The sequence below is a fragment of the Nocardia exalbida NBRC 100660 genome (assembly GCF_000308575.1).
Classification (GTDB): Bacteria; Actinomycetota; Actinomycetes; order Mycobacteriales; family Mycobacteriaceae; genus Nocardia; species Nocardia exalbida.
The window spans coordinates 52,630-75,825 of sequence record NZ_BAFZ01000120.1 but is presented as its reverse complement, the minus strand read 5'-3'; the positions used below and the strand labels follow the sequence as shown (position 1 = coordinate 75,825).

Below are 23,196 nucleotides of genomic sequence, written 5' to 3'. Positions count from 1 at the left end.
GAGGGGCAGCACCTGGTCGGCGAATTCCTCCAGGCCCTCGTCGTGGTCGTCGGTGGCCAGGCGGATCACGAGATGGCGTGCGCCGCCAGCCATATCGGCGGCCCGTCCGGGCGCGTCGGTGGAGGTGCGAGCCGCACGTCTTGGAAGGTGAAATGCTTGCCTCGGTAAGACACCGCCGTGCCCGACCAGAGTCGCCGCATGATGTCGATCGACTCCTGCATACGGCCGATGCGGCGCGCGAATTGGATACCGAGCGCGGCGAATTGGGCCTCGGTGTTCGGGTTGGGGAATCCGCCGCCCATGCCCGCGATCAACCGCCCGTTCGATAGCCGGTCGAGAGTGGCGAGTTGGTGTGCCAGCAGGATCGGGTGGCGCAGCGCTGGAAGCAGTACTGCCGTGCCGAGCGTGACCCGCTCGGTGGCCTGGGCCACGGCGGCCAGCAACAGCAGCGGATCCGCGCGCGGCCTGGTCACAGGACTCTCTCCCGCCCACACCGAGTCCAGTCCCAGCTCTTCGGCCCGCCGCGCCTGCGCGACAAGCCGTCCTGGTTCGTGTTCGCCTCGCACCGTCTGATCGCGCGTCGGCATCAGATAGCCGATCTCGAGCCTCGCCATGTCACCTCCTGATCTGCGTGAGGTTCATGAGCTCAGCTATTGACTTCCTATTTTTGAAGTGCAAAGTTCATAAGCACGTAGCGATGAAGGGAGAATTTTGATGACAAAGGTGCTTTACCGGGCGCAGGCACGTGTGGCCGGAGGCCGGAACGGCCACGGGCGCACCTCCGACGGACAGCTGGATCTCGATCTGCGCCAACCCAAGGAATTGGGTGGTGATGGTGCGGGTACGAATCCGGAGCAGCTCTTCGCGATCGGATACGCCGCCTGCTTCGGAACCACGCTCGCCCTCGTCGGGCAGCGCAGCAAGCTCCGCGCCGACGACGCGGAAATCGACTCTTCGGTCGCCTTGATCCCAACCGACGGCGGCCGATTCGAACTCGGTGTCGTGCTGCAGATCTCGCTACCGTCGGTCACCGGCGAGCAGGCGGTCGGACTGGTGGAGACGGCCCACCAGGTCTGCCCCTACTCCAACGCCACGCGCGGCAACATCGACGTGACACTGGTGGTCAATGGCACCCGGCTGTGACATCGGCGACAGCGACACCCTCAGAGCTGTGCCGCAGCCGATCGGACCGTCGGAGTACGCGGTGTTACTTCTTCCTCAGTCCGTCTATGGCTTGCTGGGCTTGGTTTCTGGCGATCGTGCCGAGCTCGTCCAGGTCTACGTAGGGCTCGCCGTGCTGGCGCAGGATGGGGATTCGTACTCGCACCGAGACGTTGCTGTCCTGCACGCCGACGACGTAGTCCATTCCAGTGGTGTAGCTGGAATCCGATACCGCAGTGTGCCAGTAACCCTGGGTGCCGATTCCGGTGATCTCGCCGGAACCCGCCCCGGAGCCGGTAGTGGTGTCCTGGCGTTTCCAGTCGCTATAAGCGGGTGCGGCTCCGGTCGTTGTGAACTCGACGCGGAGGTCGATGGCCGCTTGATTCCAGTGGACACCGTCGCTCGCGAGGCTCTTGTAGCTGAATTGGCATGACAGGCGGCCGGTGTCATATGCGCTCGGCGGGGTTTCGTGATGGTAGGGCGGCTGGTCCGGTGTGGACGACCACTTGTGCAAAGGGGCAGGGTCGACCAGATCGCACGCATCGGCGATCCCGTTCATCGAATAGATTCCCGGCTCCGGCTCCGGAGTAGTCGTGGCGGTAGATGATGTCGCCGGCGCTCCGGCGGGCCCCTCGACAGCGGCGGACCGACCGCCACCGTCGCTGTCGGCGATGATGATGCCGATCACCACACCGGCGCCCAGCGCAGCCACCAACGCCACGACACCGGCGGCGATCAGGCCTGGCTTACGATGACCGGCAGGCGAGGACGGACCCGGCGGAACCGGCGGCTGATATCCCTGACCAGGTCGGCCGTAGTCGATGTCGGGCCGTGTCCAGTCGCCGCTCGACAAATGCGGTTGCCGCGCAGTGATATCGGAGTCGTCCGGAATGGGGTGGCCGGGTGTGTGCCGCGGGTCTGTCATCTCTCGCAGCCCTTCGATTCCTCGACGTGCTCCCCGTCGAGACTCAGCGCCGATCGTACTTTGCCGGTGGTCGTGTAGTCACCCGACCGTCCTCATCGGCCCGTTCGATTCGATGGTGGCTAGTTCTGTCGCAGTCCGGCCAGCACCTTGCGGGCTTGGGATCTGGCGACCGAATCGAGTTCGTCCCTATCCACCACCGGGGATCCCTTCTCGCGCGAGAGGTCGATCTCCACGCGCACCGCGACACCGCCGTCCCATACGCACATCATGTATTCGGCGTCCACGATGCCACCGAAGTTGTCGGCTTCGAACTGCCAGTAACCTTGGGTGCCGATGCCGGTGAACTCCCCGGATGTCACCACCGACCCGTCATCGGCGAGGTCGGCGGCGCTGCGTTTCCAATGGTCGTACGTTCGCGAAGCCGAACCGTCCACGACGTCAGCCCGGACCCTGACCGCCGCGGTGTTCATCGGAAAAGTGTCGGCGGTGGAATTGCCATAGTTGATATTGCAATTCAGGATGCCGAAGTTGCCGGACGACGCAGTTTCCTCATGTTCGGGATCGCCGAGCGGCGCGGAGGCCCACCTGGTCAACGGGGTGCGATCGACAAGGTCGCACGCATTGATGATCGCCTTCATCGAATAGGTCGCCGGTCCCGGCGGCGCGGTGGCCGAGGCACCGGCGGGAACGGTCTCGCTGTCTCGATCACGCACGGCGACACCGATCACCACCCCGATCGCCAGCACCATCGCTCCTAGCCCGGCAACACCGGCAACAACCAACCCCGGCTTGCGGCGGCCGGCCCGCTGCGTCGAATACGCCTGTGGCAAAGGTTGTTGCGGCGGCCAGTGCCCCCGACCGGTGTGCTGGTGTCCGGTGACAGGGTGACCGGAGGGTGGAGCCGCCATGTGAGAGTAGACGTCCGAATTCGGTGCCGGCCGGTCATCTGTCGTCGAATCAAATTGCCGTGCAATGAAATCGGTGTCGCCCGCCCGCACGTGATCACCCGAATCGTACGGAGAACCAGTCATTCCCGTAGCCCCTCCGGTCCTGGACGGACCCCCGGCACGTCGTCGAGTCGGCCCTGATCATAGCTGTTCGCTCGAAAGCCGGTCGAACACGCCTACCGTTCCGACGAGCAGGCCACCGCCGACCCAAACGGCAACTGCGCGTATTCAGCCCGGCCGAAGGCGGCGGCGAACACGTCGGACTCGACAACCTTTCCTAAGTCAGTGAATTCATCGCAGACTGGGTCACCGACACCTTCACCGAACTGGCGGCGACAGTGGCATGAGAGGATGGCCGCCGTTGCGGTATCAATATGCTGCTGGGCATCCGGCCGACGCGGGACGAGGAATCCCGATGATTGTCGGGACAGAGCCCGACACCGGTTTCGCCGATCTCGCCGGGCCGCGGTGGCGGTAGTGGCCGAGGCGGGCTTGGTGTTTGCGAAGCAACGCGCCGACCGGGTGATCAACGAATCCGACTCGGCCACAATGCGATTCAACACCACAAGCCAGATCTACAGCACGGACTCAGCCGAGTGCCGTTGTCACACTCCCTGGCCCTCGCGACCGCGGTTCGGAGCCGACAGGCTCGATCATCCGATCGGTGATGCGAGGTATTCCAGCGCATAACCGTCGCCGGAGGGGGTTACGCGGGCGATGCCGGGTGAGTCGAGGTGGGCGCCGGCGACGAAGTGGTTTGGTCGGGTCAGTTGTTCGAGGAGGGCCGCTCGCGCGGCGCGGGCCTGGGACTGGTTGCCGTCGAGTTCCCAGGACACGTTCGGCTGATCGAATTGGATCGTGGGAACGTGAACGGTGTCGCCCCAGGCGAGAAGGCGGCCGGTGCCGCTCCTGACGTCGTAGACGGTGTGACCGGGGGTGTGGCCCGGTGTCGGAATCGCGGTGGTCCAGTCGTTGATCGCGACCTTCTCCGACACGGGTACGACCCGGTCGCGGATCGGCTCGAGCCGCCCCGTGAATACCGAGGTGTCGCCCGCGCCGATCCACACGCGCTCGAGTGCGGTGAACGCCTCTGAACCGTCGGGTGCGATCAGGCCGCTCACGTGGTCTTCGTGCTTGTGGGTGATGGCCACATCGGTGACGTGCGCGCGGTCGATTCCCGCTTCGTCGAGCGCGTCGTAGATCAATCCCATGGTCGGGTCGTGCCAGGCGTTGGACGCGCCGGTGTCGATGAGAACCGACCGCGTGCCGTCGGTGACGAAGAAGGCGTTGACCGACAGCCGCAAGTTGTCGCCGGCCAGCGGCACGGCGGCTGGCAGTTCATCGAGCGAGCGCCCGTCCTCGTCGCGGAGCCGTGTCGGCGGCATGTCGATGTACCCGTCTCGCAACGAGATCACCTGCAGATCGCCGAATTCGAACGTGGCATGGTGCCGGCCACTGGATATCAAACGCATGGAACCTCCACATGTCGGGCGCATATCGCGTTTCTCCGATAGAAGAGTATATCTTCTTTGGGAGAAACATACACTCTGGGCAGTGAGATACCCATCGATTCGAGGAGCACGGTGGTCGAGCAAGACGGAAACGCGACCGAACCACAGCGCGGTGACGACCTGGCCGGCGCGTTCGGCGGTAACGTGCGGCGACGCCGCGAGGAGGCGGGACTGACGCTCGAGCAGCTGTCCACGCGGTCGTCGGTCAGCCGGGCGATGCTGTCCAAGGTCGAACGCGGTGAGAAGAGCCCGACGATCGGCGTCGCGTCCAGGATCGCCCACGCGCTCGACACGTCGCTCTCGGACCTGATCGGTGGGGCGGCTGCTCCCGCGTCTGGTGTGGCCGTTGTCATGCGCAAGAACGATCGCCCCGTTTTCCGTGATCCGGAAACCGGCTTCGAGCGGCACATGGTGTCAGCGGCCCCCGGCGCGGGAGAGGCGGAGATGGTGATCCACTACCTCCCCGCGCAGGTTTCTACCGGGCTGCTGCCTGCGTATCCGCCGGGTACCGAGAAACAACTCGTGGTACTCGAAGGCACCCTCACCGTCGCCATCGGCGGGATCAGCGAGACCCTGAACGCAGGCGACTCCCTGTTCTTCCAGGCCGACGCGGACCACGGCTTCGCCAACCGAACGAATGCTCCCTGCGAATACGTCATGGTCATTTCGCGCAGAACCTGATCGGCCGCGGCCATCGCCCGAGGAGCCTCGACCGCGGTCGGCGCGCTCATCGCGCTGGGCTGCGCCTCGGCAGTGGCGCTGCGCGCCCGCCGGTTCGATGCAAAGCGCCGACCCCGTGGGGCTCGGCGCGGTCCGGAGGATCAGCTCGGCCTTGCGGTGGTGTTGTGCACGCTACCGTGGTGTTCGTGCCGGACAAGGCGTCCGGGGCGTCGCTGGTGGCGGTGGCCCGGCTGGCGGGTCGGCCGGCCCTCTGGGATGAAGTGGTGCACGTCACACGGGTTCGTGTCATGTTTCGGCGGTCCGGGGTGTCTTGAGCGCATGACCTCGGCGGATCTGATCCTCGCCGAATCGGTGTCGATGGCGATGCTCGTGCTGTTGGAAACAGCTGAGTCCCGACGAGCGTGCGGTATTCGTGCTGCGAGAGGTATTCGACTTCGACTACGACGAAATCGCAGCGACGTTAGGCAAATCCGTGATGGCGGTGCGTCAGGTGGCCCACCGCGCCCGCTCCCACGTGCACGCGCGTCGCAAACGTTTCGAGCGGGTCGACGCAGCCGAGATCGCGCAGATCACCCAGCAGTTCATGACAGCGGCGACCACCGGCGACACACAAGGCCTGCTCACCCTGCTCGCTCCCGAGGCCACCTGGACCGCCGACAGCGGCGGCAAGGTCACCGCGGCGCGCCGACCGGTAGTGGGCGCCGAGAAGGTGGCCGCGGCCCTCGTCAATATCTTCCACAGGAGGCGACGGACGTCGGACATGCGGATCGAGATGGTCAACTACAACCACACGCCCGCGATGGTCGCCTACAGCGGCGGCCATCTGGAAGGGGTCTTCCTGATCGAGATCCTTGCCGGCAAGATCACCAACGTCTACGCCATCCGCAACCCCGACAAACTCGCCACAGTCGCTGTTCCGCGCCGGATCAGCCGGTAGTCGACCCGCCGCTGTGAAGTGACCCGCGCGGGCAGGAGAAGGTTCAGCGCACGTAGTCGGTGTTCCGTAAGCTGTTCCGGTCGAGCCGCACTGGTACCGACAAGGGTAGCGGCCTGGTCGGGAGGCTCGGCATAGCCGATCTGACACGGGACGCCGGTATAGCGACCGGATCCTTTTACAACCACTTCGGTGGCGAAGACGAATTGTTCGACGCCGTCATCGCCGAGGTTATCGAGGCACTCGTGCGAATCCTCGACACGGCTGCCGCGGGCATCGACGATCCAACCGGCGTCGTACGGGCGCACTTGCGTGCGCTCGGCGAGGTCGGCATCGGACATCCTGATATCGCCGTGATTGTGGGATGCTTCCGGACTCACGACCTCGGCGCCGCTCTCGATCTGGTCGGTGAGTCGTCCTGGCAATTCTGCGAACGTCGCAGCGTGATCCGGCGGCGGTGACGGCGGCGTGGATCGAGAGCGTCACCCGTCGGGTGCTGATAGCGCGCTGGGCCACCGTTGAAGCGCTAGCCCTGCAAACGTCGAGTCCCGAGCGAACGAGGTGGCCCCTGAGCTAGGGTGCCTCTAAAATAGAGGCATGAATGAAAGTTTGGTTCTTCCCAGCTGGCGGAGCGGCGACATGAAGCGGGTCACGAGTTTGTTGTGCACGGATTCGACGTTCTCCAGTCCAGTCGCCGACTACCGCGGACGCGCGGATGTGGCGCACATGCTGGGCTTGATCGCGACAGTTCTGGAAGGAGTGGAACAGACCGGTAGTTGGGGTGGCGAGCGAGATCGCTTGTTCGCGTTCACCGCTCGGGTGGACGGCCACGAGCTGCAGGGCATATTGCGAGAAGAGTTCGCCACCGCCGGTGGGCTCGAACACGTGACGCTGTTATTGCGGCCCTATCGCGTACTGCGCACGGCAATCGCGAAAATGGCGCAGCAGCTGACGGTTTCGCCGTTGACCGGGCAATCGGCATAGTGGTGGAAGCCACGGCTCCGCGCCCAGGGCGTCCGGTTCGAGGGTCGACGTCCGGGCGGCCGATCATGGCCCTGTTCGACCTGATCGGGCGGCGGTGGATGTTGCGGATCATTTGGGAACTCGACCGAGCCGATCATCCTCCGACCTTCCGGGAGCTGCGCACGGCGTGCGGCGACATCTCGTCGAGTGTGCTCACCCGGCGGTTGCACGAGCTCGTCGAAGCACGCATCGTCGAACACGTCACCGGTTACGCGCTGACACCGCTCGGCCGCGGGCTCGTGCGCCATCTCGAACCGGTAACCGAATGGGCGGAAATCTGGGCAGAGCAACTCCATTGACGGCGCCGTACCGCATGGAAACTTCGACCGCGGCGTACGCGGGGACGACAAGGATCGTGCTTGTGTGCTCCTTCGTGGAGTGAGCGTGAGTGAGTGAGTTCATAGAGCACGCGCCACATTCGCAAGTAGGTTCTGGAATATGGATGACGACGGACCCAGCCGGACAGCGCTCATCACCGCGTACGCCCGCGCCTATCACCAGATCGCTGACCGACCACAGATCTTCACCGACCCCTTGGCGGCCCGTCTGCTCGGCGTCACCGCGAAGGAACTAGCCGAATTGGGCACGCCCACAAGCGATCACCTCCGTGATGGGGCCAGCGATCGGCCCCGCCGACTGTTTTTCGCCGCACGCGCGCGCTTCGCCGAGGACGCCGTGGCCACGGCCGTCGCCGCTGGTGTGCGGCAGGTCGTGATCCTCGGCGCAGGCCTGGACACCTTCGCCTATCGCAATCCGCTCCCGGACGTGCGTGTCTTCGAGGTCGACCACCCCGCCACCCAAGCGTGGAAACGCGAACGCCTCACTGCCGCCGGAATCGACCTCCCTGAGACGTTGACCTTCGTGCCGGTCGATTTCGAAACCCATACGCTGGCAGAAGGATTGGAATCCACCGGATTCGAACGGACGGACCCGGCCATATTCGTGTGGCTCGGCGTCGTCTTCTATCTGACTCCGAACGCCGCCCACGCCACTCTCGAATACATCGCCGGTCAGGCCCAGCCGGTCGAGGTGGTCTTCGACTATCTGCACCCCGCGGACAGCGACGAGGACCGCGCGTACCAGCAGGCCCGTGCCGACCGGCTGGCCGGCGTCGGCGAACCCGTGTTCAGCTACTTCACGCCCGACGACATCGCCGCACAGCTGCGCGCCCTCGGCTTCACCGACCTCGAAGACCACTCCGCCCCCGACCTCGTCACCCGCTACCTCGACGGATCCGAAGGATTCGGAGGCGAACCGCCCCGCGCACTGCGCGCGATCCGCATACTGCGCGCGAGCCGCTGAGGATTGCCCGCCACGTCGACCAGACCACATCTGTCGCGACGACCTAGCATCTCCGGCATCAGCCTCTGAACTGTACAAACCGAGAGAAATGCGGGAACGCCCGTGGGCGGAGCCCGGAGAACAGGCCCCACCCCGTACACCGTCTGGAAAAGCGTCGAGTCACGGTACGCCGTCAGAGCCCCTTACGTCCCACGCGCACGGCATGTTCAACTCGTGAATCGACGTAGTCGAATATGGAACGAATGGCGCCAATGGATTTCGCGCGACTACCCACGACAATCCGAATGCTAGTCGCTGCCGTAGTGCACAATCGGGCGTATGGCACGATCTCTGCCCGAGGGCGAATCGCTTCTGGTGCGTACCGACTTCACCGACGACGTGGCGTGGGCCCAAACCCTCACGGCGGTGATCGCGTCCTACGACGAAGACACGATGACGGAGTTGACACCCGTCGACGACGTTTCCTTCGACGGCCTGGCACCCGCCGACCTGGCTGATCTGGTCGATGGCCGGACCTATGTGTTCCTCGCCGACGCCACCACGATGACCGACCCCGAGCATCCACTGCTGGCGGTCGATACCAGCGACGATGATGCCCAAGGGGGCGGCAACCCGGTGTTCCGGATCGCGCCGATCGCGATGGCCGAGGTCGAGGTCAACTTCTTGCTCGCCAATATGGACTTCGAGGACTACGCGGGCGGCGTCGACGACGACGGTGTTTTCCGCGGCTTCGATCGGTGACCGCGGCCGGCTTGACGACACCTTGGACGCCGCTGGGGCGGCGGCTGGCGACTTGACCCGCGGTCGTGTACGGCTCCGGTCCTGCACACGGGAGGGACCGGCAGGTCGATCACCTGGCAGGTGGCCGCGGGGTCTATGTTCGCGCCCCCGACGCGTGTCAGGGGCGTTCATCCGGTCCGTTCGACCGGGTCCGCGCCCGAGTCGCCCGGTCCGAGGAGACCGGCGGTCGCGAAGGAGGCAACCTGGATGGCCGCATCCCCGCGGCACCCACTCGCTTACCTCAGCGTCTTCAGTGCCGTCGCGTCGTACGGCTTCAGTTCGTCGATCCGCCCCGCCAGCAGCTTGGAGGCCCACTCCGGGTCCTGGAGCAGGGCGCGACCCACGGCGACCAAGTCGAATTCTTCGCGCTCCAGGCGATCGAGGAGATTGTCGATGCTGCCGAGTTCGGCACCCTCGCCGGTGAACGCGCGGAGGAAGTCGCCGTCGAGGCCGACCGAGCCGACGGTGATGGTGGGCTTGCCGGTGAGCTTTTTGGTCCAGCCCGCCAGGTTCAGGTCGGAGCCGTCGAACTCCGGGAGCCAGTAGCGACGGGTGGAGGCGTGGAAGGCGTCTACGCCGGCTGCGGCGAGCGGAGCAAGGATCGCCTCCAGCTCCTGCGGGGTCTCGGCGAGCCGCGCGTGGTAGGCCTCCTGCTTCCACTGCGAGTAACGGAAGAGCACCGGGAAACCGGGCGAGACGGCGGCACGCACCGCGGCCACGACCTCGGCGCCGAATCGTGTGCGGGCCGCGGTGTCGCCGCCGTAGACATCGTCGCGGCGATTGGTTCGCGCCCACAGGAACTGGTCGAGGAGATAGCCGTGCGCACCGTGCAGTTCGACGCCGTCGAAGCCGATGCGCTCGGCGGCCGCGGCGGCCTCGGCAAAGGCGCCGATGACGTCGTCCAGGTCCCCCTTGGTCATCGCCTTCCCGAGACCCTCGGTGCCGTCGAGGCGAATACCGGAGGGGCCAACGGCGGGCGCATCGGGGTAGGGGGCGTCGCCCTGGTTGCGGACCATGCCGATGTGCCATAGCTGCGGCATGATCGTGCCGCCTGCCGCGTGTACGTCCTCGGCGACCTTCGCCCACCCCGCCAACTGCTCTTCGCCGTGGAACCGTGGCACCCGATCACTCTGCCCGGCGGACTCGTGGCCGACGTAGGTGCCCTCGGTGATGATCAGGCCCACGCCGGCGGCGGCGCGGCGGGCGTAGTACGACCGCACGTCGTCACCGGGAACGCCGTCGGGGGAGAACATGCGCGTCATCGGCGCCATCACGATGCGGTTGGGGACGGTCAGGCCGTTCAGCGCGACGGGTCGGGACAGGATCTCGGCTGTGCGAGAGGCGTCGGACGCGGTGACGATCACTGGATACTCCTCGGGGGTACGACTGCGATGGTTGAGAACTTCAAGCAATGACCCCACGCTAGGGGGAGATATTTGAGATAGTCAAGTTTCTGCGGATAGGCTGGCTGTCATGGCAGAAGCTCCCCGCGTCGACACGGCCCAGCTGATGGAGCTGCTCTCGGTGTCGCTCGGCGTCTACTACGGCGACTTCACCGTCGCGGCGGCGAGTGAGAACCTGACAGCGAGCCAGGGCAAGGCGCTGACCGTGCTGCGCCGGGGGCCCGTCGCGATGCGCGCTTTGGCCGAGACCTTGGCCTGCGACGCCTCCAACGTGACCGGGATCATCAACCGGCTGGAGAAACGTGGCCTCGTGCGACGGGAGGCCAGCGAGTCCGACCGGCGCGTCACCAATCTCGTCATCACGCCCGAGGGCGAGCAGGTAACCGACACGATCCGGGCGAAGATGCGCGCCACCCAAGACGGCCTGAACAGGCTCGGTGACCAGGACCGCGACTGTCTGTACGCACTGCTGGAACGGGTTTTCGTCTCCCGGCCGGTCACCCGATCGGACTCACCTACGTCGGCCGCAGATCACCCAGCAGTCCGTCCGCGCCGGTGACCAGCCGCTTGTCCTCGGCCGAGGTCTTCACGAGCCGGACTGGGGAGCGTCGGTAGCCGGAACATCCTCCCGCAACGAGGCGACCACAAGTACTTCACCTGAGACCTGGGGTTCGACCCAGACGCTCGGCGCCGCCCAGGGATCGAGTTGCGGGGGCGATGTGAAGGACACCTTGGTTGAGGTCGAGCATCAGCGCCCCGGAGGTTGCTTGCAGTTTTCCGCGTAACTGATCGGGGATGTAGTCCATGGTGGCGATTCGATTGCGGTAGTTGAGAAAGCTGTGGCATCCGATCGCCTTGACTCCCGCCCGCCGGATGCTGGCCACAGCGTCCGTCAGGTTCCACAAGGCTTTTTCGGCCGGCTGGATGATGTCGATGGCGTCGAGGTGCCGCGACCGGATGTGTCCCGCAAAGAATCTCGCTGCGAAGTGGCGGTAGAGCACATACTCCGAAGCGCCGGTCCATTTCTCGTGTTCTATCGTCGCCAGGAATGCCTCCCAGAACGGTCTCTCGTGCTGATCCTCGACGCGTCGCATCAGGTCCTCGAGTATCTGCCTGTCGAACACCATGTGATGCTGCATCCCGCTGTAGGGGTCGACCGGCCGCCACTCGGCAAGTAGCCGAGTCGAGGCGGTGATCGCGGAGTGGCGGTCGGGGATCGCGTGCCGACGGGTGTCGAGGCGCCATTGCAGCGGGTATCCGAACGCCAGACAGGATTTGCCATCGTTTTCGACGAACACGACATCGTCGACGATCGCGTAGTCCGCATCGAGCACCAGGAGGTGCCGGCCCGTGCTCGGCAGGATGCGGAAGCAGTGCAGTTTGAGCAGCTGTTGGAAATACCACGACGAATTGCGGTGACCGCCACCCGATCTGCGCAGGGTCGCCTCGATTCCGGCCGGTGTCGGCGAGACCGCTTCCTCATCTATCCACTGCACCACGTGCTCGGTCCGCGCCTGTGCGAGCAGTCGCGCGGACCCGACGATATTCACGGATCGAATCGGATTACGACAGTGTGCCCGCAGCCCGGTGATGCAGGCGTCGAGGCTGAGCAGGTCCTTGGTCGCTACCGGGATCATGACGTCGATTGCCGGTAGGCGCGCAGTGTCGGTGGCCACGTTCACACTCCGTAGGCTGGGTCGGCACTAACCATAGCCAGGATTCGCGATGCCTCTGTCGGATCCGCTGCTCTCGAACGACTGCTCGGGCGGTCCATCGGATACCTCTCCGACGACGACCCCGAGCGCGACTCGCGCCCGCTCTTCTGCATCACCGCCCCGTCATCGAGGACCGCGGAACCGTCGCCATGATCCTGGGCGCCCACCCGCTGCGCGTCCTGGACGCCACACAGACCGCCGAAGTCGGGCATCACGTGATGCGCGCGGCCGCCACGACCGGCACCCGGTGATCCGGCAGGTAAGGCGTGGGAGGTGACGTCGCGTTTCTGTTCTGAAACCGAGTCGAGCGCGATTTGCGTAGTGCACTACTCGCGTCGCGCAGCGGTCTCGAGCGAAGGATCTTCTCCGGGGCCAGATTCTTCGGCCTCGACCGGACTCACACAAGGAGGCTGCCATGACCGATTTCAAAAAGGAAATCGTCGTTCGCGACGACTCCGACAAGGAAAGAATCAAGCTGGACGCCGCACAAAGCGACATTGTGGTGAAGAATGCAGGCGGCGATCTTCGGCTACATTTCGACGGCGCGCGTGCCGCACTTTATCTCGGCGGAAAGGGCAACGAGGGTGATCTCATCGTTCGCGACTCGGCGAACGACGAGCGGATCAAGCTCGACGGCAGCGAGGGCCAGATCTGGGTGAAAGATACCACCGGGAAGGAGCGCGTCCGGTTGGACGACGCGGGAAGTATCATCGCGCGAGACGGCGACGGCAACATCCTGTTCCGTTTCGATACCGGCACCGGCGTGCTGCATCTCGGTCACCGCCCTCCTAACCCGAACAACCCGCTCGACCTGGACCTCGTCAGGGAGCGGATCAAGCTGGACGGCGCCGAGGGCGAGATCTCGGTGAAGAATGCGCGCGGAAACAAGACTCTCGAACTCGACAGCGCCACCCTCTTCCTCGGCGGCAAGGACGCCGGCGGCGGTTCTGTCATCGTTCGTGACAATGAGAACAAGCACCAAGTTGTCCTCAATGGTCACGACGGCATGATCTGGGTGAAAGATCCGGTCAGCAACAACAATGCGGTTCAAATCGATCGGACGGCAAGAGTCTCTATCGGCTGCCAGGGCAACGACGGCGACCTGGTTGTTCACAACAAGGCGAACAAACAGACGATCAGACTGGATGGCGCCAACGGCGAGATCCATCTCGGTAACGCGGATGCCGCCGAGGACTTCGAGGTCGCCGACGCCGTGCAGGTGACACCAGGAATGGTCATGTCGGTCGGGCAGGACGGCAAGCTCCGTCCCTGCTCCATTGCCTACGACCAGACAGTGGTCGGCGTCGTGTCCGGCGCCGATAGGTATCGGCCCGGGCTGGTCTTCGACCGCGGCGAGACGCAGGACGACAGCCGGATGCCCATCTCGGTCATGGGTAAGGTGGCATGCCGTGCGGACGCCCGCTACGGCAGTATCCGCGTCGGAGATCTACTCACCACATCCCCGAGCCCGGGGTGCGCAATGAAAGCCTCTGAGCCCGCCCGCGCCTTCGGAACCATCATCGGCAAGGCGCTCGATTCTCTGGATGCAGGTGAGGGCATGGTCCCGATGCTCATCAGCCTGCAGTAGAACATCGACCCAGCGATTACGAAGGGCTAGAGCGAGATGACAGACCTCAGCCTGAGACAGCATTTAGCGCAGATCGGCGAGCCGAAGTCGCCCACCGGCGTACGAATTCCTACAGACTTCTCCGTGTTTCCGCCATCGGGCCGACTGCGAGACTTCATGAAGGCAACCAGGTCTCCTCACCCCGAACAGTGGTCGAAGGCCGCCGAGAAAGAGTTCGCCAACAAGGGCTGGACAGAGGAGTGCCAGGGCGTAACACATGACGAGAACTTCTGGTACATGTCGAGTAACGCGGGCAAGTCCAGCAGTACTGGCAGACAACGCGTCTACCGGATCTCACTGTCCAATGAAGTCGTGGACCACGTCGAACTGTCAGGCAATGGCAGCGACCACTTGGGGGCTATCGACTACCACAAAGGCCGCATCTACTGCGCGATGGACGATCCCGTGAAGATCGCTGTCATCGATACGCCACCGTTCACGGGATGGTGGTCGGCTTCACTGGTAGGCGCGTCGGGCGGACCACCGCCCCAGACACGCAGCGCTTGGTGTGCGGTGAACCCCTGGAACGGCTTGCTCTACAGCGCCCAGATCACCGCAAGCATCGCTGACGACACGCTCTACGGGTACCGATTCGATTCGGCAGGGCGGCAATTCGTGCATGTACCCGTCGCCGACATAGTGCTGCCAGAGAAGCTGTTGTTCGTTCAGGGTGCGGCCTTCTCCAAGAACGGCCACGTGCTTCTCGCTTCGAACAACACCGATGACATCCGCTGCTACAGCGTTCTGAACGGGCACTATCTCGGCAGGGTGCCCATCCGAAAGGATGGCAGCGAGGGTGAAGAGGTCGAAGGCCTCACCATCTGGGAGGGCGTTTTCTACGACGGTGTCGAAACCCAGGTTCATCTAGTACTTCTCGACAACGACTGGCCAGACGGTGACGATGTGTTCTTCAAGCACTATCGCGTCCCCTTGGCAAAGGACTTGTAGCAAGCGCATCGCAAGGGCGCACCAGCCGCCCACGCCGCTTCGCGCCCCCTTGCGATCTCGATCGAAATCGACGGAAGGTCGGCATGATGGCAGGCGACAGTTTCACGCTCGGTGAACTAGCCGAACATCGATTCGGAGTAGGCGCGAGCCTCCGGAAGAGTCTGCGGCAAATTCTCGGCCGCCCGAGCGGCCCTGTCCGGATCGGGGCCCGCGCCGGACCCATCTCGGTCCTGACACAAAATATGGCGCTGCTCGTCGCGCCGGCGCCGTATCTCGGCACCGACCGTGCCGGTGCCGTCGCTGAAATCTGTGCTCGTATCCGGGCATTATCCCCTCATATCGTCGGACTTTGCGAGGTGTTCAAAGACTCGGAGCGAGATGAGATTCGCACGACCGTAAAAGACATCTATCCTTACTTCCTAGAAGGGCCGGACCAGTTCGGCGTCAACTTTGATGGCGGTCTGCTGCTGATGAGCAGGTTCCCGCTCCTAGCGTCGAACGATTTCATCTTCGATGCATGCGACGGCATCGACTGCTGGGCAAACAAGGGAATCTTGCACATTCGGGTCCGCGGCACACAGTGGCCGACCGCGCTCGACATCTTCTATTCACACACGCAAGATATTTCGACCGGAGCGGGACAGCCGACGCTACATGCCCAACTCGCGGACATGCGCGAATTCATAGAAACTCATGCCGACCCCGAGCTGCCCGCGATCGTCATGGGAGACTTGAACATTCCCGCAGAGCGCGCCGCCGATTACGCCCGGCTACTGCGAACCCTGGACGGGTTCCGGGACTCGTGGACCCTGGTCGGAAATCCAATCGCCAGCGGTCCGACCTTCGTCACGAACAACACCTTCTACGAAGACGAATATGATCGTCCGGGCAGTGATCAGAGACTGGATTACATCCTGCTGCGGCCCGCAGATCGTGTTTGTCCGATCACCTCCGAGGTCAGAATAATGAGATTCACACACAACGGTTTACACATCTCCGACCACTTCGGACTACACGCGGTGTTCAACCCGGTCGCAGTCATCGATCCATGAATTCAATGGATGCCGGCACGTTCCGCGATAACCGCAACTTCGGCGACGCGGCATCGTCGGTCGGCGCGTACAACTGCATCTACGCGTGCCGCATGGAGTTCTGGCGGGGATCCGGGTCGTCGAAGCCTGGGCTCGTTACCGGGTGTGCCGCCAGTTTGGCGCGATGGGGAAACGCTATAGGACCGGCGATCCACCGCGCGCTGCGCGATCGGTTCATTTGAACGCGGCCTTGGCCTGCGGCCAGATGCGGGCAAGGTCGATCAGGTGCGCGAGCTCGGCGTCGAAATCGCGCACGACAAAGGGCAATCGCGGTGATGAACTGATGCTGGCAGGCGGTAGGCCCGCCTTTCTGGCCTGCGCGGCACGTATCAGCCGACGGACGTAATCGGTGAGCTCGCCGTCCAATTCGAGAGTTAGCACGGAATTGCGTTGCGTTTCATCGGTTTCGGCCAGGAAATAAGCGCCGTCGTGGCGGCCGACTGCCGAGCCGACGCTGGACCTCGTCGCCTGACCTGTTGTCGCCGGAATCGACCGCCACGTCGTACCCCGTTGGAGCGCTTTCGCGCTGTACCGGATCGAAGCTCGCGTGCCCCGAGTACGGGGCCGGGGCATCAGTTCATGCGGAGGTGGGGTCGAACTCGGCGGTGACGCGGTCCACGAGTTTCTTGGCTTCGGGGCTGTTGTGGTCGGTGGGCAGCTCCACGGGCTGTCCGTTGAGCGGGACGGTCACCGGCCGTCGGTTCGCCAGTACCTGTGCGGCACCGTCGCCGCGCGGTCGACCGGCTGCGGCCAGGAGGCGGCCCATCACGGTGTCGGCGCCGACCGGCGGCAGGGCTACGACGCCCTGCGGCCACTGCACACCTTCGATTTCGAAGAAGTCATGGTAGCCGCCGATGTGCTGGTAACCCACCTGGTTCCAGTACAAATCGTCTGGCGTCGAGCCTTGCGTTTGACTTATCTCATTGTTGAACGTGCCTTGGAACACGCCGCTGCTCGGTTCGAAGTGCGCATATTGACCCGACACGGACGCCTGCGCCTCGAGCAAGTCGAACACAACCTCCATACCAGCGGGAGCAGGCTGGTTGTACTTGGAGTAGAGAGCCTTGGCGCCATCGATGTCGGGCGGGTTCCACATGTGCGGGACGATGTCGAGGTCGTTGGCGTAGCGCTGCACTCGTTGCAGGCGTTGGGTGGTGTAGTTGACGAATTCCTGATTGCAGAAGCTCGGGCCGGCGGTCGAGAGCACGCTGATCCTGGCTTTCTCGGAATTGTCCCATAGCCACTGGGTGTCGCGCAGGAACAAGGCCAGCGTGATTGACAGGGCACCGCCGAGACTGTGGCCGGTGATGGTCAGGTCGATCGCCTTGTCGCCGAGTGTGCTCAGGAACTCGGGTAAGGTGTGACCGGCGCCGGGACGCTGGCCGGAGGGTCTGATATTGATGAGAGTTTTCACCCCGATGGCCGTGCCGATGGTGTGCAAGGCGGCACTATTCGCGAACCACGGCGTCTGGAGAATAAAGGAGTCCTCGACAAGCCAGTCGAACACCAGTGCGTCGGTGCTGCCGGCCATGGCGAGCACGTACCGGGAGCGATCCTCGGTGCTTCGCACCAAGTACAGGGCGTTGACCGCGTACAAGTCGGTGTCGAACAGTGCGACTCCCGGACCCCAGACGATCTCCCACCCGCCGATGACCTCCCGGTTGGTGTCGAGATACTGCTGGATCTTCTGAGAGAGCGTGCCCTCCAGGTCGCTGTCTTCTTTGCTGATGCTGTTGACCAGATTCGCGTACTCGCACAGCTGGTATGCGATCTTGTCCTGAAGATTCGGCTCATTGATCGTCGTGGATTGTGCAGTCATGTACCGCTCCTTGCTGTATGAGTTTCATCCGAAACAGAGAGGAGAAAGCGGTGACGCGAATTCACACGCCGCGTCCGCATCGGGGACAGAACGTCCCGAACCGGTAGCTGCGTATGCGATTCTAGACGATCCACCACACATGCGGGCGAATAACCTGCCTGTCCGAAATTTGACGGCTCGCCCGCCGACGGGAGGGCAGTCACCGGAGACGCCGGTAGTCGTCCCTTCGAGCTCGAACGCGAATCGGCAAAACTCATGGCTCGGCACGGAGACTGGATCTACCGTTGCGCAGTCCGTTGCACCTCAGGTTGGTGCGGATGATTGCTGGTCGCTGATCATGTCTGACATGAATGCGTGCAGTACAGATCATTCGACTGCCGGCAGAGCAGTCTCGGAATCTCCCACCCTGCCATCGTTCAGGCGCGCGCGAAGTGTGATTTGCGGTTCGATAGCGGAACGAGGATCGATGTGCCTGCCTGGCACGCGAGAGCGTGAACGTACGTTCGAGAAAGGGGTTCGATGATCGCGTGGCGGGTCGAGGGTGAGCCGGCCGGTCGCGCGCGCCGGTCGCAGGCATGATGCGGCCGAGAACCTCGCGGAGTTCCTCGGCACGCTGCACGCCCCGGTCGACCCGGCTATCTCGCCTATCGGGGACTGCGACGATTTCCACCGGCGGATCCGCGCCATCGAAGTCGGGTCCCGAACTCCGACGAGCCTCGCTGACACACGAAACCACCGGAGGGGTAGCGAACCCACTACTGGGCCGGTTGTGCCCTCCAAGGACTTGGTGGACTTGCTCAGGCCGCTGATTTCTCTACATCGCGGCGCGGGGTGAGGTGGCGAATTGTGTGATCGCGTCGAGGCCGGGCTGGTAGCCGTCGCTGGTGTCGACGGTCAGTGCCGGTACGTCGAGCCGGACCGAATCGAAGGCTTCGATGGGTGATTGGCCTGCGGCGGTGATCGAGGCGAGGAGGTCGCTGTCGTTGTGGGCGTGCCGGTGCGGGTCGGCGGCGGCGCGGTCGGTGATGCGCTGGTGGATCAGTGCTGTGGGGGCGGTGCAGTGGATGATGCGGATGTCGGCGATCTCGGCCAGTGGCAGCAGGTTCGGCCGCCAGAGTTTGTCCTGGAACGCGGCCTCGGCGACCACGGTGACCCCGGCGCGGGCGAGGGCGGACAGGACGGCGAAGAACACCTCCAGGGCGGGGAAGTTGAGATCGTCGTACCCATCGGCGGGGTCGCGGTGTCCGGAAAGCACCATGCCTTGTTTGATCTCGTCACGGATTATGGCTGGGACACCGATGCGGGTGGCCAGGGCGTGGGCGAGGGTCGACTTTCCGCTGCCCGGGGGACCGCTGACGATGACGACGGTGGATTGCGCCATGCCGCATTCTGGCATCTCGTTCACCGGTGATGTCCGCTGCTGTCGTCTGAGGTGGTTTTGCCTGCCAATGCCCGCAGGCGGCTCGACGCTTGCGAGAACGCGTTGGCGGGCGGGGCACTCGACAGGTGTGGCTCATTAGGCTGGCTGGGTGGAGTTCACAACGGATTTGGAGCGTGGTGGGTGGCTGTTGGCGCGTGTCGGCGAACACGGGGTCGGCGGCGTCGCTGGTACCGGCTTCGAGGCTTATGCGCGGATCCTGCACCCGGTCGATGCGACCCGCCGCGACGTCACGGTCACCGACGAGTGGGGCAGTCCCGAGATCGTAGAGGAGGCGATGTGGCCGTGGGCAGAGGTCGCCAAGCGCAACGGCAGAGTGATGCATCCGCTGGTGCAGTGGCGCAACCTCACCGATGGTGAGGACGAAGCGGCGATGTCGTTCGATGACGGCTGGCGAGTCGGCCAGACTGTCGAGGGGTGGTTCGACCCGAGCCTGCTGGCCGCGCTCACTGTCCACCTTCGCGCGGCCACCGAGGCGCCGGAAGAGGTGACGGCTGGAGTTTGGAATGGATTCGGCGAGCTGAACACATCCTCGGGTGCGGTGTTCGTCGCGTCCACCGACGGCGATCCGCAGTACGTCGAGCGCGCGCGAGCTCGAATCGACGCCGAGCTGACCGCCTCTGTCGCCCCGCAGGTCAGACAGGCAGTCGAGGCGGGGCCTTTCCTGCGGTGGCCGGGACGCGACTTCATGCTGTTCGACACCGGTCTCTCCGAACTCGCCGACCCCGGCTGGGTGCATGCCGCGGGCCTGGGATGGACGACCGACTTCCCCGGAGTGATGCCCCAGCTGCTGTGGCCCGCCGACCACGTATGGGTCGTGGCCAGCGAGATCGACTTCGACTCCACGATCGTCGCCGGCTCGCGGGCTTTGATCGACGCGGTGGTGGCCGACGATCGTTTCGAGGCCTTCGAGATCACCGAGAAATCGGATCTGAGCTGGGACGGCGACACAATCAACCCCGCGCCGAAGAACTGAGGTGGCGCCGAGAACTCGACCGGGGCGTGCAACCGAGGTCCACGACGATCTCACGAACAGGGCGGCAGTACTCATGGAGTCGGCGGCCGCACGCCCCGAGACGGCTCAGTAGTCCGCACGAGGAGCAGTGACCGGACGGAGACCGCTGAGTACACCTACGCCGACGCCCGCGGTCCACTTGCCGAGCACACGATCTCCGCGCGCCCGGCGGCGGATCGGAAGGTGTCCGTGGGCCGGAATATTCTGTTGCGCACGCGAACCAACCCGGTAAGCCCGGCGATCCGACGTGGATCGAATCGCCGAGCGCGGCACCGGAATCCAACTCGATTCCGCGAGCGGCGGATGTCATGTGGTCGAGGCTGTGTAGGGCCGGCTGAGGGCTGCGGCGGCGGGCGCGTCGGGGCGCGCGCCGAGGATCGGCGCGGCGGTGGCACAGTGGAGCGGAGGTGGGCCCCGGTGAGGAGGAACAGAGCATGAGCGGACGTACGCCCAGCCAGTGGGAGGAGATCACTGCCGCTGACCCTGCGCATTCGACGTGGTACGTGGAGCGGTTCCGGGCAATGGCGGCTGAGGGCAGGGATATCGCCGGGGAGGCGCGTATGGTCGACGCGATGCTCGACCGTGGGGGGCGAGTCCTGGATGCGGGGTGTGGGCCGGGACGTGTGGGTGGCTACTTGCATCGAGCTGGTCACGCGGTGGTCGGGGTCGACGTCGATCCGGTGTTGATCGCCGCGGCGGAGCAGGACCATCCCGGTCCGACCTGGGTAGTCGGTGATCTCGCCGAGTTGGACTTGCCGGGCCGTGGGATCGCCGCCGACTTCGATGTGATCGTGTGCGCGGGGAACGTGATGACATTTCTGGCGCCGTCCACCCGGGAGGCGGTGCTGGCCGGGTTCGCCCGCCATCTCGCCCCGGCCGGTCGGGTGGTTGTGGGCTTCGGTGCCGATCGCGGTTACGAGTTCGCGCAGTTCCTGGCCGACACCGAGAATGCCGGACTCACAATGGATTTGCGGCTTTCGACGTGGGATCTACGCCCATTCACCGACGAGTCCGACTTTCTGGTGGCGGTGTTCTCGCGCGCAAGCTGAAAGCCTGCGCACCTCTACCTCCACCCAGGTCAGGCCAGGCCGAGACCGATGCCCGGGACGCGTTCATCATCGCCGACGCCGCCCCGCACTGCGCCAGGTCGGCATCGGCCACCAACGAAACGATAGAGGCAGCGCAGGGCGTCGCTCAGACCGCCCGCGCCACCGCCCCCGTTGCGTCTGATCTCGGAGCAGCACCGTTCTGGTGTGTTTCACCAGTTCGGTGCTTCGGCCGTTGTGGACCTCGTTGAGGCGTCAGTTGCCCCTTGCTTGTTCGACTGCGGGCACTATCCGGCCGTCCGGCGCGCGGAGTGGGCGCGCGGCTTGGCGCGCGACTGACCTTGCGCCGCACTGCCGTTGCGACGGCCGCTGCCCTGGCGCGGCCCGCCGCTGCCCCTGCGTGGTCCGCCACTGCTGCGGTACGGTCCGCTGCTGCGGCGGTCGTCTTCACGTGCCGCCCGCTCGCTGTAGGAAGGCGCGACGAATGGGGCAACCGTGCCCACGAGCTCGGCCACCACGGGCGAATCGGCGGTGACCCGTTGCGGGGTCACAGTGATCTTCGCCTTGCGCATGAGGTCGGCCAGGTCGCGTCGTTCGCCGGGCAGCACCAGGGTGATCACTTCACCGGCGTTGCCGGCCCGCGCGGTACGGCCCGAGCGGTGCAGGTACGCCTTGTGTTCGGCGGGCGGATCGACGTGCACGACCAGCTCGACACCGTCGACGTGCACGCCGCGCGCGGCCACATCGGTCGCCACCAGCACCAGGGCCTCACCGGCGGCGAAGACCGCGAGGTTGCGGTCGCGGGCGCCCTGCGAGAGGTTGCCGTGCAGATCGACGGCCGGAATCCCGGCGAGGGTCAGCTGCTTGGCCAGTTTGCGAGCCTGATGTTTGGTGCGCATGAACAGGATCCGCCGCCCCGAGCCCGAGGCGAGCCGGTGTATGACCTCGCGCTTGGCTTCGACGCTCGCGGTTTCGAAAACGTGATGGGTCATGGCGGCGACCGGGGAGTTCGCCTCATCGACGGAATGCAGCTCGGCATCCGGCAGGAACCGGCTGACCAGCTTGTTGACACCGTTATCCAGGGTGGCCGAGAACAGCAGGCGCTGACCGTCATTCGGGGTGGCCGCGAGAATGCGGGTCACGCCGGGCAGGAACCCGAGGTCGGCCATGTGGTCGGCCTCGTCGATCACGGTGACCTCGACGGCATCCAGGGAGATCAGACGTTGGTTCATCAGATCCTCGAGCCGACCGGGGCAGGCGACTACAATGTCGACACCGGCGCGCAGCGCCCGGACCTGCCGGTTCTGCGGGACTCCACCGAAAATCGTGGTGACCGTCATGCGATAGGCCGCGGCGAGGGGTTCCAGTGCGGCCGTGATCTGGGTGGCCAACTCCCGAGTCGGCGCGAGCACCAGGCCGGTCGGGCGGCTCGGTGCGCGCCTACCGGCGAGACCGCCGCCGAGACGGTTGACCATCGGGATGGCGAAGGCGAGCGTCTTGCCGCTGCCGGTCCGTCCACGGCCCAGCACGTCGCGTCCGGCCAGCGAATGGGGCAAGGTCTCGGTCTGGATCGGAAAAGGTTCGGTGATCCCGGCGCGAGTCAACGCCTTCACCAGCGGTGCGCTCACGCCGAGCGCGGCGAAAGAGATGTCAGCAGAACTCATGGATGTTGCGGTGCCTTTCGGACATCAGGTGGTGCCCGAGCCGTCTGTGGACCTTTCCGGGTCCGCGCCGGGGGCACGAATGGCGAGATTGCCAATGGGCAAAATCGATCGCCGTAAGAAGAGCGGATGCTGCAAGCGCTAGTTGCGAAGCGAATGCGATCTACGA

General features: G+C 64.8%; 24 protein-coding genes. 14 read left to right on the top strand and 10 right to left on the bottom strand.

The annotated features are described in order from the left end of the window. Positions 1–65: 65 nt before the first annotated feature. Complete coding sequence (locus ON29_RS28380; protein WP_217999318.1) at positions 66–614, bottom strand: LLM class flavin-dependent oxidoreductase; 549 nt, start codon at positions 612–614, stop codon at positions 66–68. Positions 615–714: 100 nt separating this feature from the next. Here ON29_RS28380 and ON29_RS28375 point away from each other — a divergent pair, with 100 nt between their 5' ends. After that, the gene (locus ON29_RS28375; RefSeq protein WP_040871012.1) at positions 715–1,143 is read left to right on the top strand and encodes an organic hydroperoxide resistance protein; all 429 of its coding nucleotides are present in this window, start codon (positions 715–717) and stop codon (positions 1,141–1,143) included. A 64-nt stretch (positions 1,144–1,207) separates the two neighbouring features. Here ON29_RS28375 and ON29_RS28370 read toward each other — a convergent pair whose 3' ends face one another. From ON29_RS28370 to ON29_RS28360, 3 genes are all read right to left on the bottom strand, one after another. Continuing rightward, entirely contained in the window at positions 1,208–1,852 is a 645-nt protein-coding gene (locus tag ON29_RS28370) for a hypothetical protein (RefSeq protein ID WP_157172931.1), read from the bottom strand. A gap of 353 nt (positions 1,853–2,205) precedes the next feature. Beyond that, positions 2,206–3,117, bottom strand: coding sequence for a hypothetical protein (locus tag ON29_RS28365; RefSeq protein ID WP_157172930.1), 912 nt, complete (start codon positions 3,115–3,117; stop codon positions 2,206–2,208). Positions 3,118–3,686: 569 nt separating this feature from the next. Then, a complete protein-coding gene (locus tag ON29_RS28360; protein WP_245549185.1) occupies positions 3,687–4,628 on the bottom strand; it encodes an MBL fold metallo-hydrolase in 942 nt (313 codons plus the stop codon). Between ON29_RS28360 and ON29_RS28355 the strand changes: the two genes are divergently transcribed. From ON29_RS28355 to ON29_RS34080, 7 genes are all read left to right on the top strand, one after another. Then, complete coding sequence (locus ON29_RS28355; RefSeq protein WP_083864122.1) at positions 4,617–5,225, top strand: helix-turn-helix domain-containing protein; 609 nt, start codon at positions 4,617–4,619, stop codon at positions 5,223–5,225. The two genes, ON29_RS28360 and ON29_RS28355, sit on opposite strands and share 12 nt — an antisense overlap. Positions 5,226–5,637: 412 nt before the next feature. Next, complete coding sequence (locus tag ON29_RS28350) at positions 5,638–6,162, top strand: sigma factor-like helix-turn-helix DNA-binding protein (RefSeq protein WP_051175659.1); 525 nt, start codon at positions 5,638–5,640, stop codon at positions 6,160–6,162. A 59-nt stretch (positions 6,163–6,221) separates the two neighbouring features. Next, on the top strand, positions 6,222–6,620 hold the full coding sequence (locus tag ON29_RS28345; protein WP_040871006.1) for a TetR/AcrR family transcriptional regulator: 399 nt from the start codon (positions 6,222–6,224) through the stop codon (positions 6,618–6,620). A gap of 178 nt (positions 6,621–6,798) precedes the next feature. Continuing rightward, positions 6,799–7,143 (top strand): hypothetical protein, encoded by a 345-nt coding sequence (locus ON29_RS34085; RefSeq protein ID WP_051175658.1) that lies wholly within the window; start codon positions 6,799–6,801, stop codon positions 7,141–7,143. 65 nt (positions 7,144–7,208) lie between these two features. Next, the gene (locus ON29_RS28335; RefSeq protein WP_174371869.1) at positions 7,209–7,481 is read left to right on the top strand and encodes a winged helix-turn-helix transcriptional regulator; all 273 of its coding nucleotides are present in this window, start codon (positions 7,209–7,211) and stop codon (positions 7,479–7,481) included. Between the two features lie 139 nt (positions 7,482–7,620). Further along, on the top strand, positions 7,621–8,484 hold the full coding sequence (locus ON29_RS28330) for a class I SAM-dependent methyltransferase (RefSeq protein WP_040871004.1): 864 nt from the start codon (positions 7,621–7,623) through the stop codon (positions 8,482–8,484). 318 nt (positions 8,485–8,802) lie between these two features. Continuing rightward, complete coding sequence (locus ON29_RS34080; RefSeq protein WP_051175657.1) at positions 8,803–9,225, top strand: DUF6924 domain-containing protein; 423 nt, start codon at positions 8,803–8,805, stop codon at positions 9,223–9,225. Positions 9,226–9,500: 275 nt separating this feature from the next. Here ON29_RS34080 and ON29_RS28320 read toward each other — a convergent pair whose 3' ends face one another. Beyond that, entirely contained in the window at positions 9,501–10,628 is a 1,128-nt protein-coding gene (locus ON29_RS28320; protein WP_040871003.1) for an NADH:flavin oxidoreductase, read from the bottom strand. 109 nt (positions 10,629–10,737) lie between these two features. Here ON29_RS28320 and ON29_RS28315 point away from each other — a divergent pair, with 109 nt between their 5' ends. Then, positions 10,738–11,226, top strand: coding sequence for a MarR family winged helix-turn-helix transcriptional regulator (locus tag ON29_RS28315; protein WP_245549183.1), 489 nt, complete (start codon positions 10,738–10,740; stop codon positions 11,224–11,226). 94 nt (positions 11,227–11,320) lie between these two features. On the opposite strand, the gene ON29_RS28310 is transcribed toward ON29_RS28315, so the two are convergent. Further along, positions 11,321–12,343, bottom strand: a complete 1,023-nt coding sequence (locus ON29_RS28310; RefSeq protein ID WP_157172929.1) for a DUF6492 family protein — start codon at positions 12,341–12,343, stop codon at positions 11,321–11,323. Between the two features lie 454 nt (positions 12,344–12,797). On the opposite strand from ON29_RS28310, the gene ON29_RS34075 reads away from it, so the two are divergent. The 3 genes from ON29_RS34075 to ON29_RS28295 all read left to right on the top strand — a co-directional run bounded on the left by ON29_RS34075 (position 12,798) and on the right by ON29_RS28295 (position 16,009). Then, positions 12,798–13,970 (top strand): hypothetical protein, encoded by a 1,173-nt coding sequence (locus ON29_RS34075; protein ID WP_051175656.1) that lies wholly within the window; start codon positions 12,798–12,800, stop codon positions 13,968–13,970. Positions 13,971–14,006: 36 nt separating this feature from the next. Further along, a complete protein-coding gene (locus tag ON29_RS28300) occupies positions 14,007–14,957 on the top strand; it encodes a hypothetical protein (protein ID WP_157172928.1) in 951 nt (316 codons plus the stop codon). Positions 14,958–15,040: 83 nt separating this feature from the next. Continuing rightward, complete coding sequence (locus tag ON29_RS28295) at positions 15,041–16,009, top strand: endonuclease/exonuclease/phosphatase family protein (RefSeq protein WP_157172927.1); 969 nt, start codon at positions 15,041–15,043, stop codon at positions 16,007–16,009. 213 nt (positions 16,010–16,222) lie between these two features. Here ON29_RS28295 and ON29_RS28290 read toward each other — a convergent pair whose 3' ends face one another. From ON29_RS28290 to ON29_RS28275, 3 genes are all read right to left on the bottom strand, one after another. Beyond that, complete coding sequence (locus tag ON29_RS28290) at positions 16,223–16,414, bottom strand: hypothetical protein (protein WP_040870997.1); 192 nt, start codon at positions 16,412–16,414, stop codon at positions 16,223–16,225. A 211-nt stretch (positions 16,415–16,625) separates the two neighbouring features. After that, positions 16,626–17,867, bottom strand: a complete 1,242-nt coding sequence (locus tag ON29_RS28285; protein ID WP_051175655.1) for a lipase family protein — start codon at positions 17,865–17,867, stop codon at positions 16,626–16,628. Between the two features lie 814 nt (positions 17,868–18,681). Continuing rightward, positions 18,682–19,263: a P-loop nucleotide/nucleoside kinase family protein gene (locus tag ON29_RS28275; protein WP_245549189.1), complete on the bottom strand. Its 582-nt coding sequence runs from the start codon at positions 19,261–19,263 to the stop codon at positions 18,682–18,684. A 133-nt stretch (positions 19,264–19,396) separates the two neighbouring features. On the opposite strand from ON29_RS28275, the gene ON29_RS28270 reads away from it, so the two are divergent. Both ON29_RS28270 and ON29_RS28265 read left to right on the top strand, forming a co-directional pair. Continuing rightward, positions 19,397–20,281 (top strand): hypothetical protein, encoded by an 885-nt coding sequence (locus ON29_RS28270; RefSeq protein ID WP_040870992.1) that lies wholly within the window; start codon positions 19,397–19,399, stop codon positions 20,279–20,281. Between the two features lie 473 nt (positions 20,282–20,754). After that, positions 20,755–21,369: a class I SAM-dependent methyltransferase gene (locus ON29_RS28265; RefSeq protein ID WP_040871030.1), complete on the top strand. Its 615-nt coding sequence runs from the start codon at positions 20,755–20,757 to the stop codon at positions 21,367–21,369. Positions 21,370–21,653: 284 nt separating this feature from the next. Here the strand turns inward: ON29_RS28265 and ON29_RS28260 are convergent, their stop codons facing one another. Continuing rightward, positions 21,654–23,030, bottom strand: a complete 1,377-nt coding sequence (locus ON29_RS28260; protein ID WP_040870991.1) for a DEAD/DEAH box helicase — start codon at positions 23,028–23,030, stop codon at positions 21,654–21,656. Positions 23,031–23,196 lie beyond the last annotated feature (166 nt).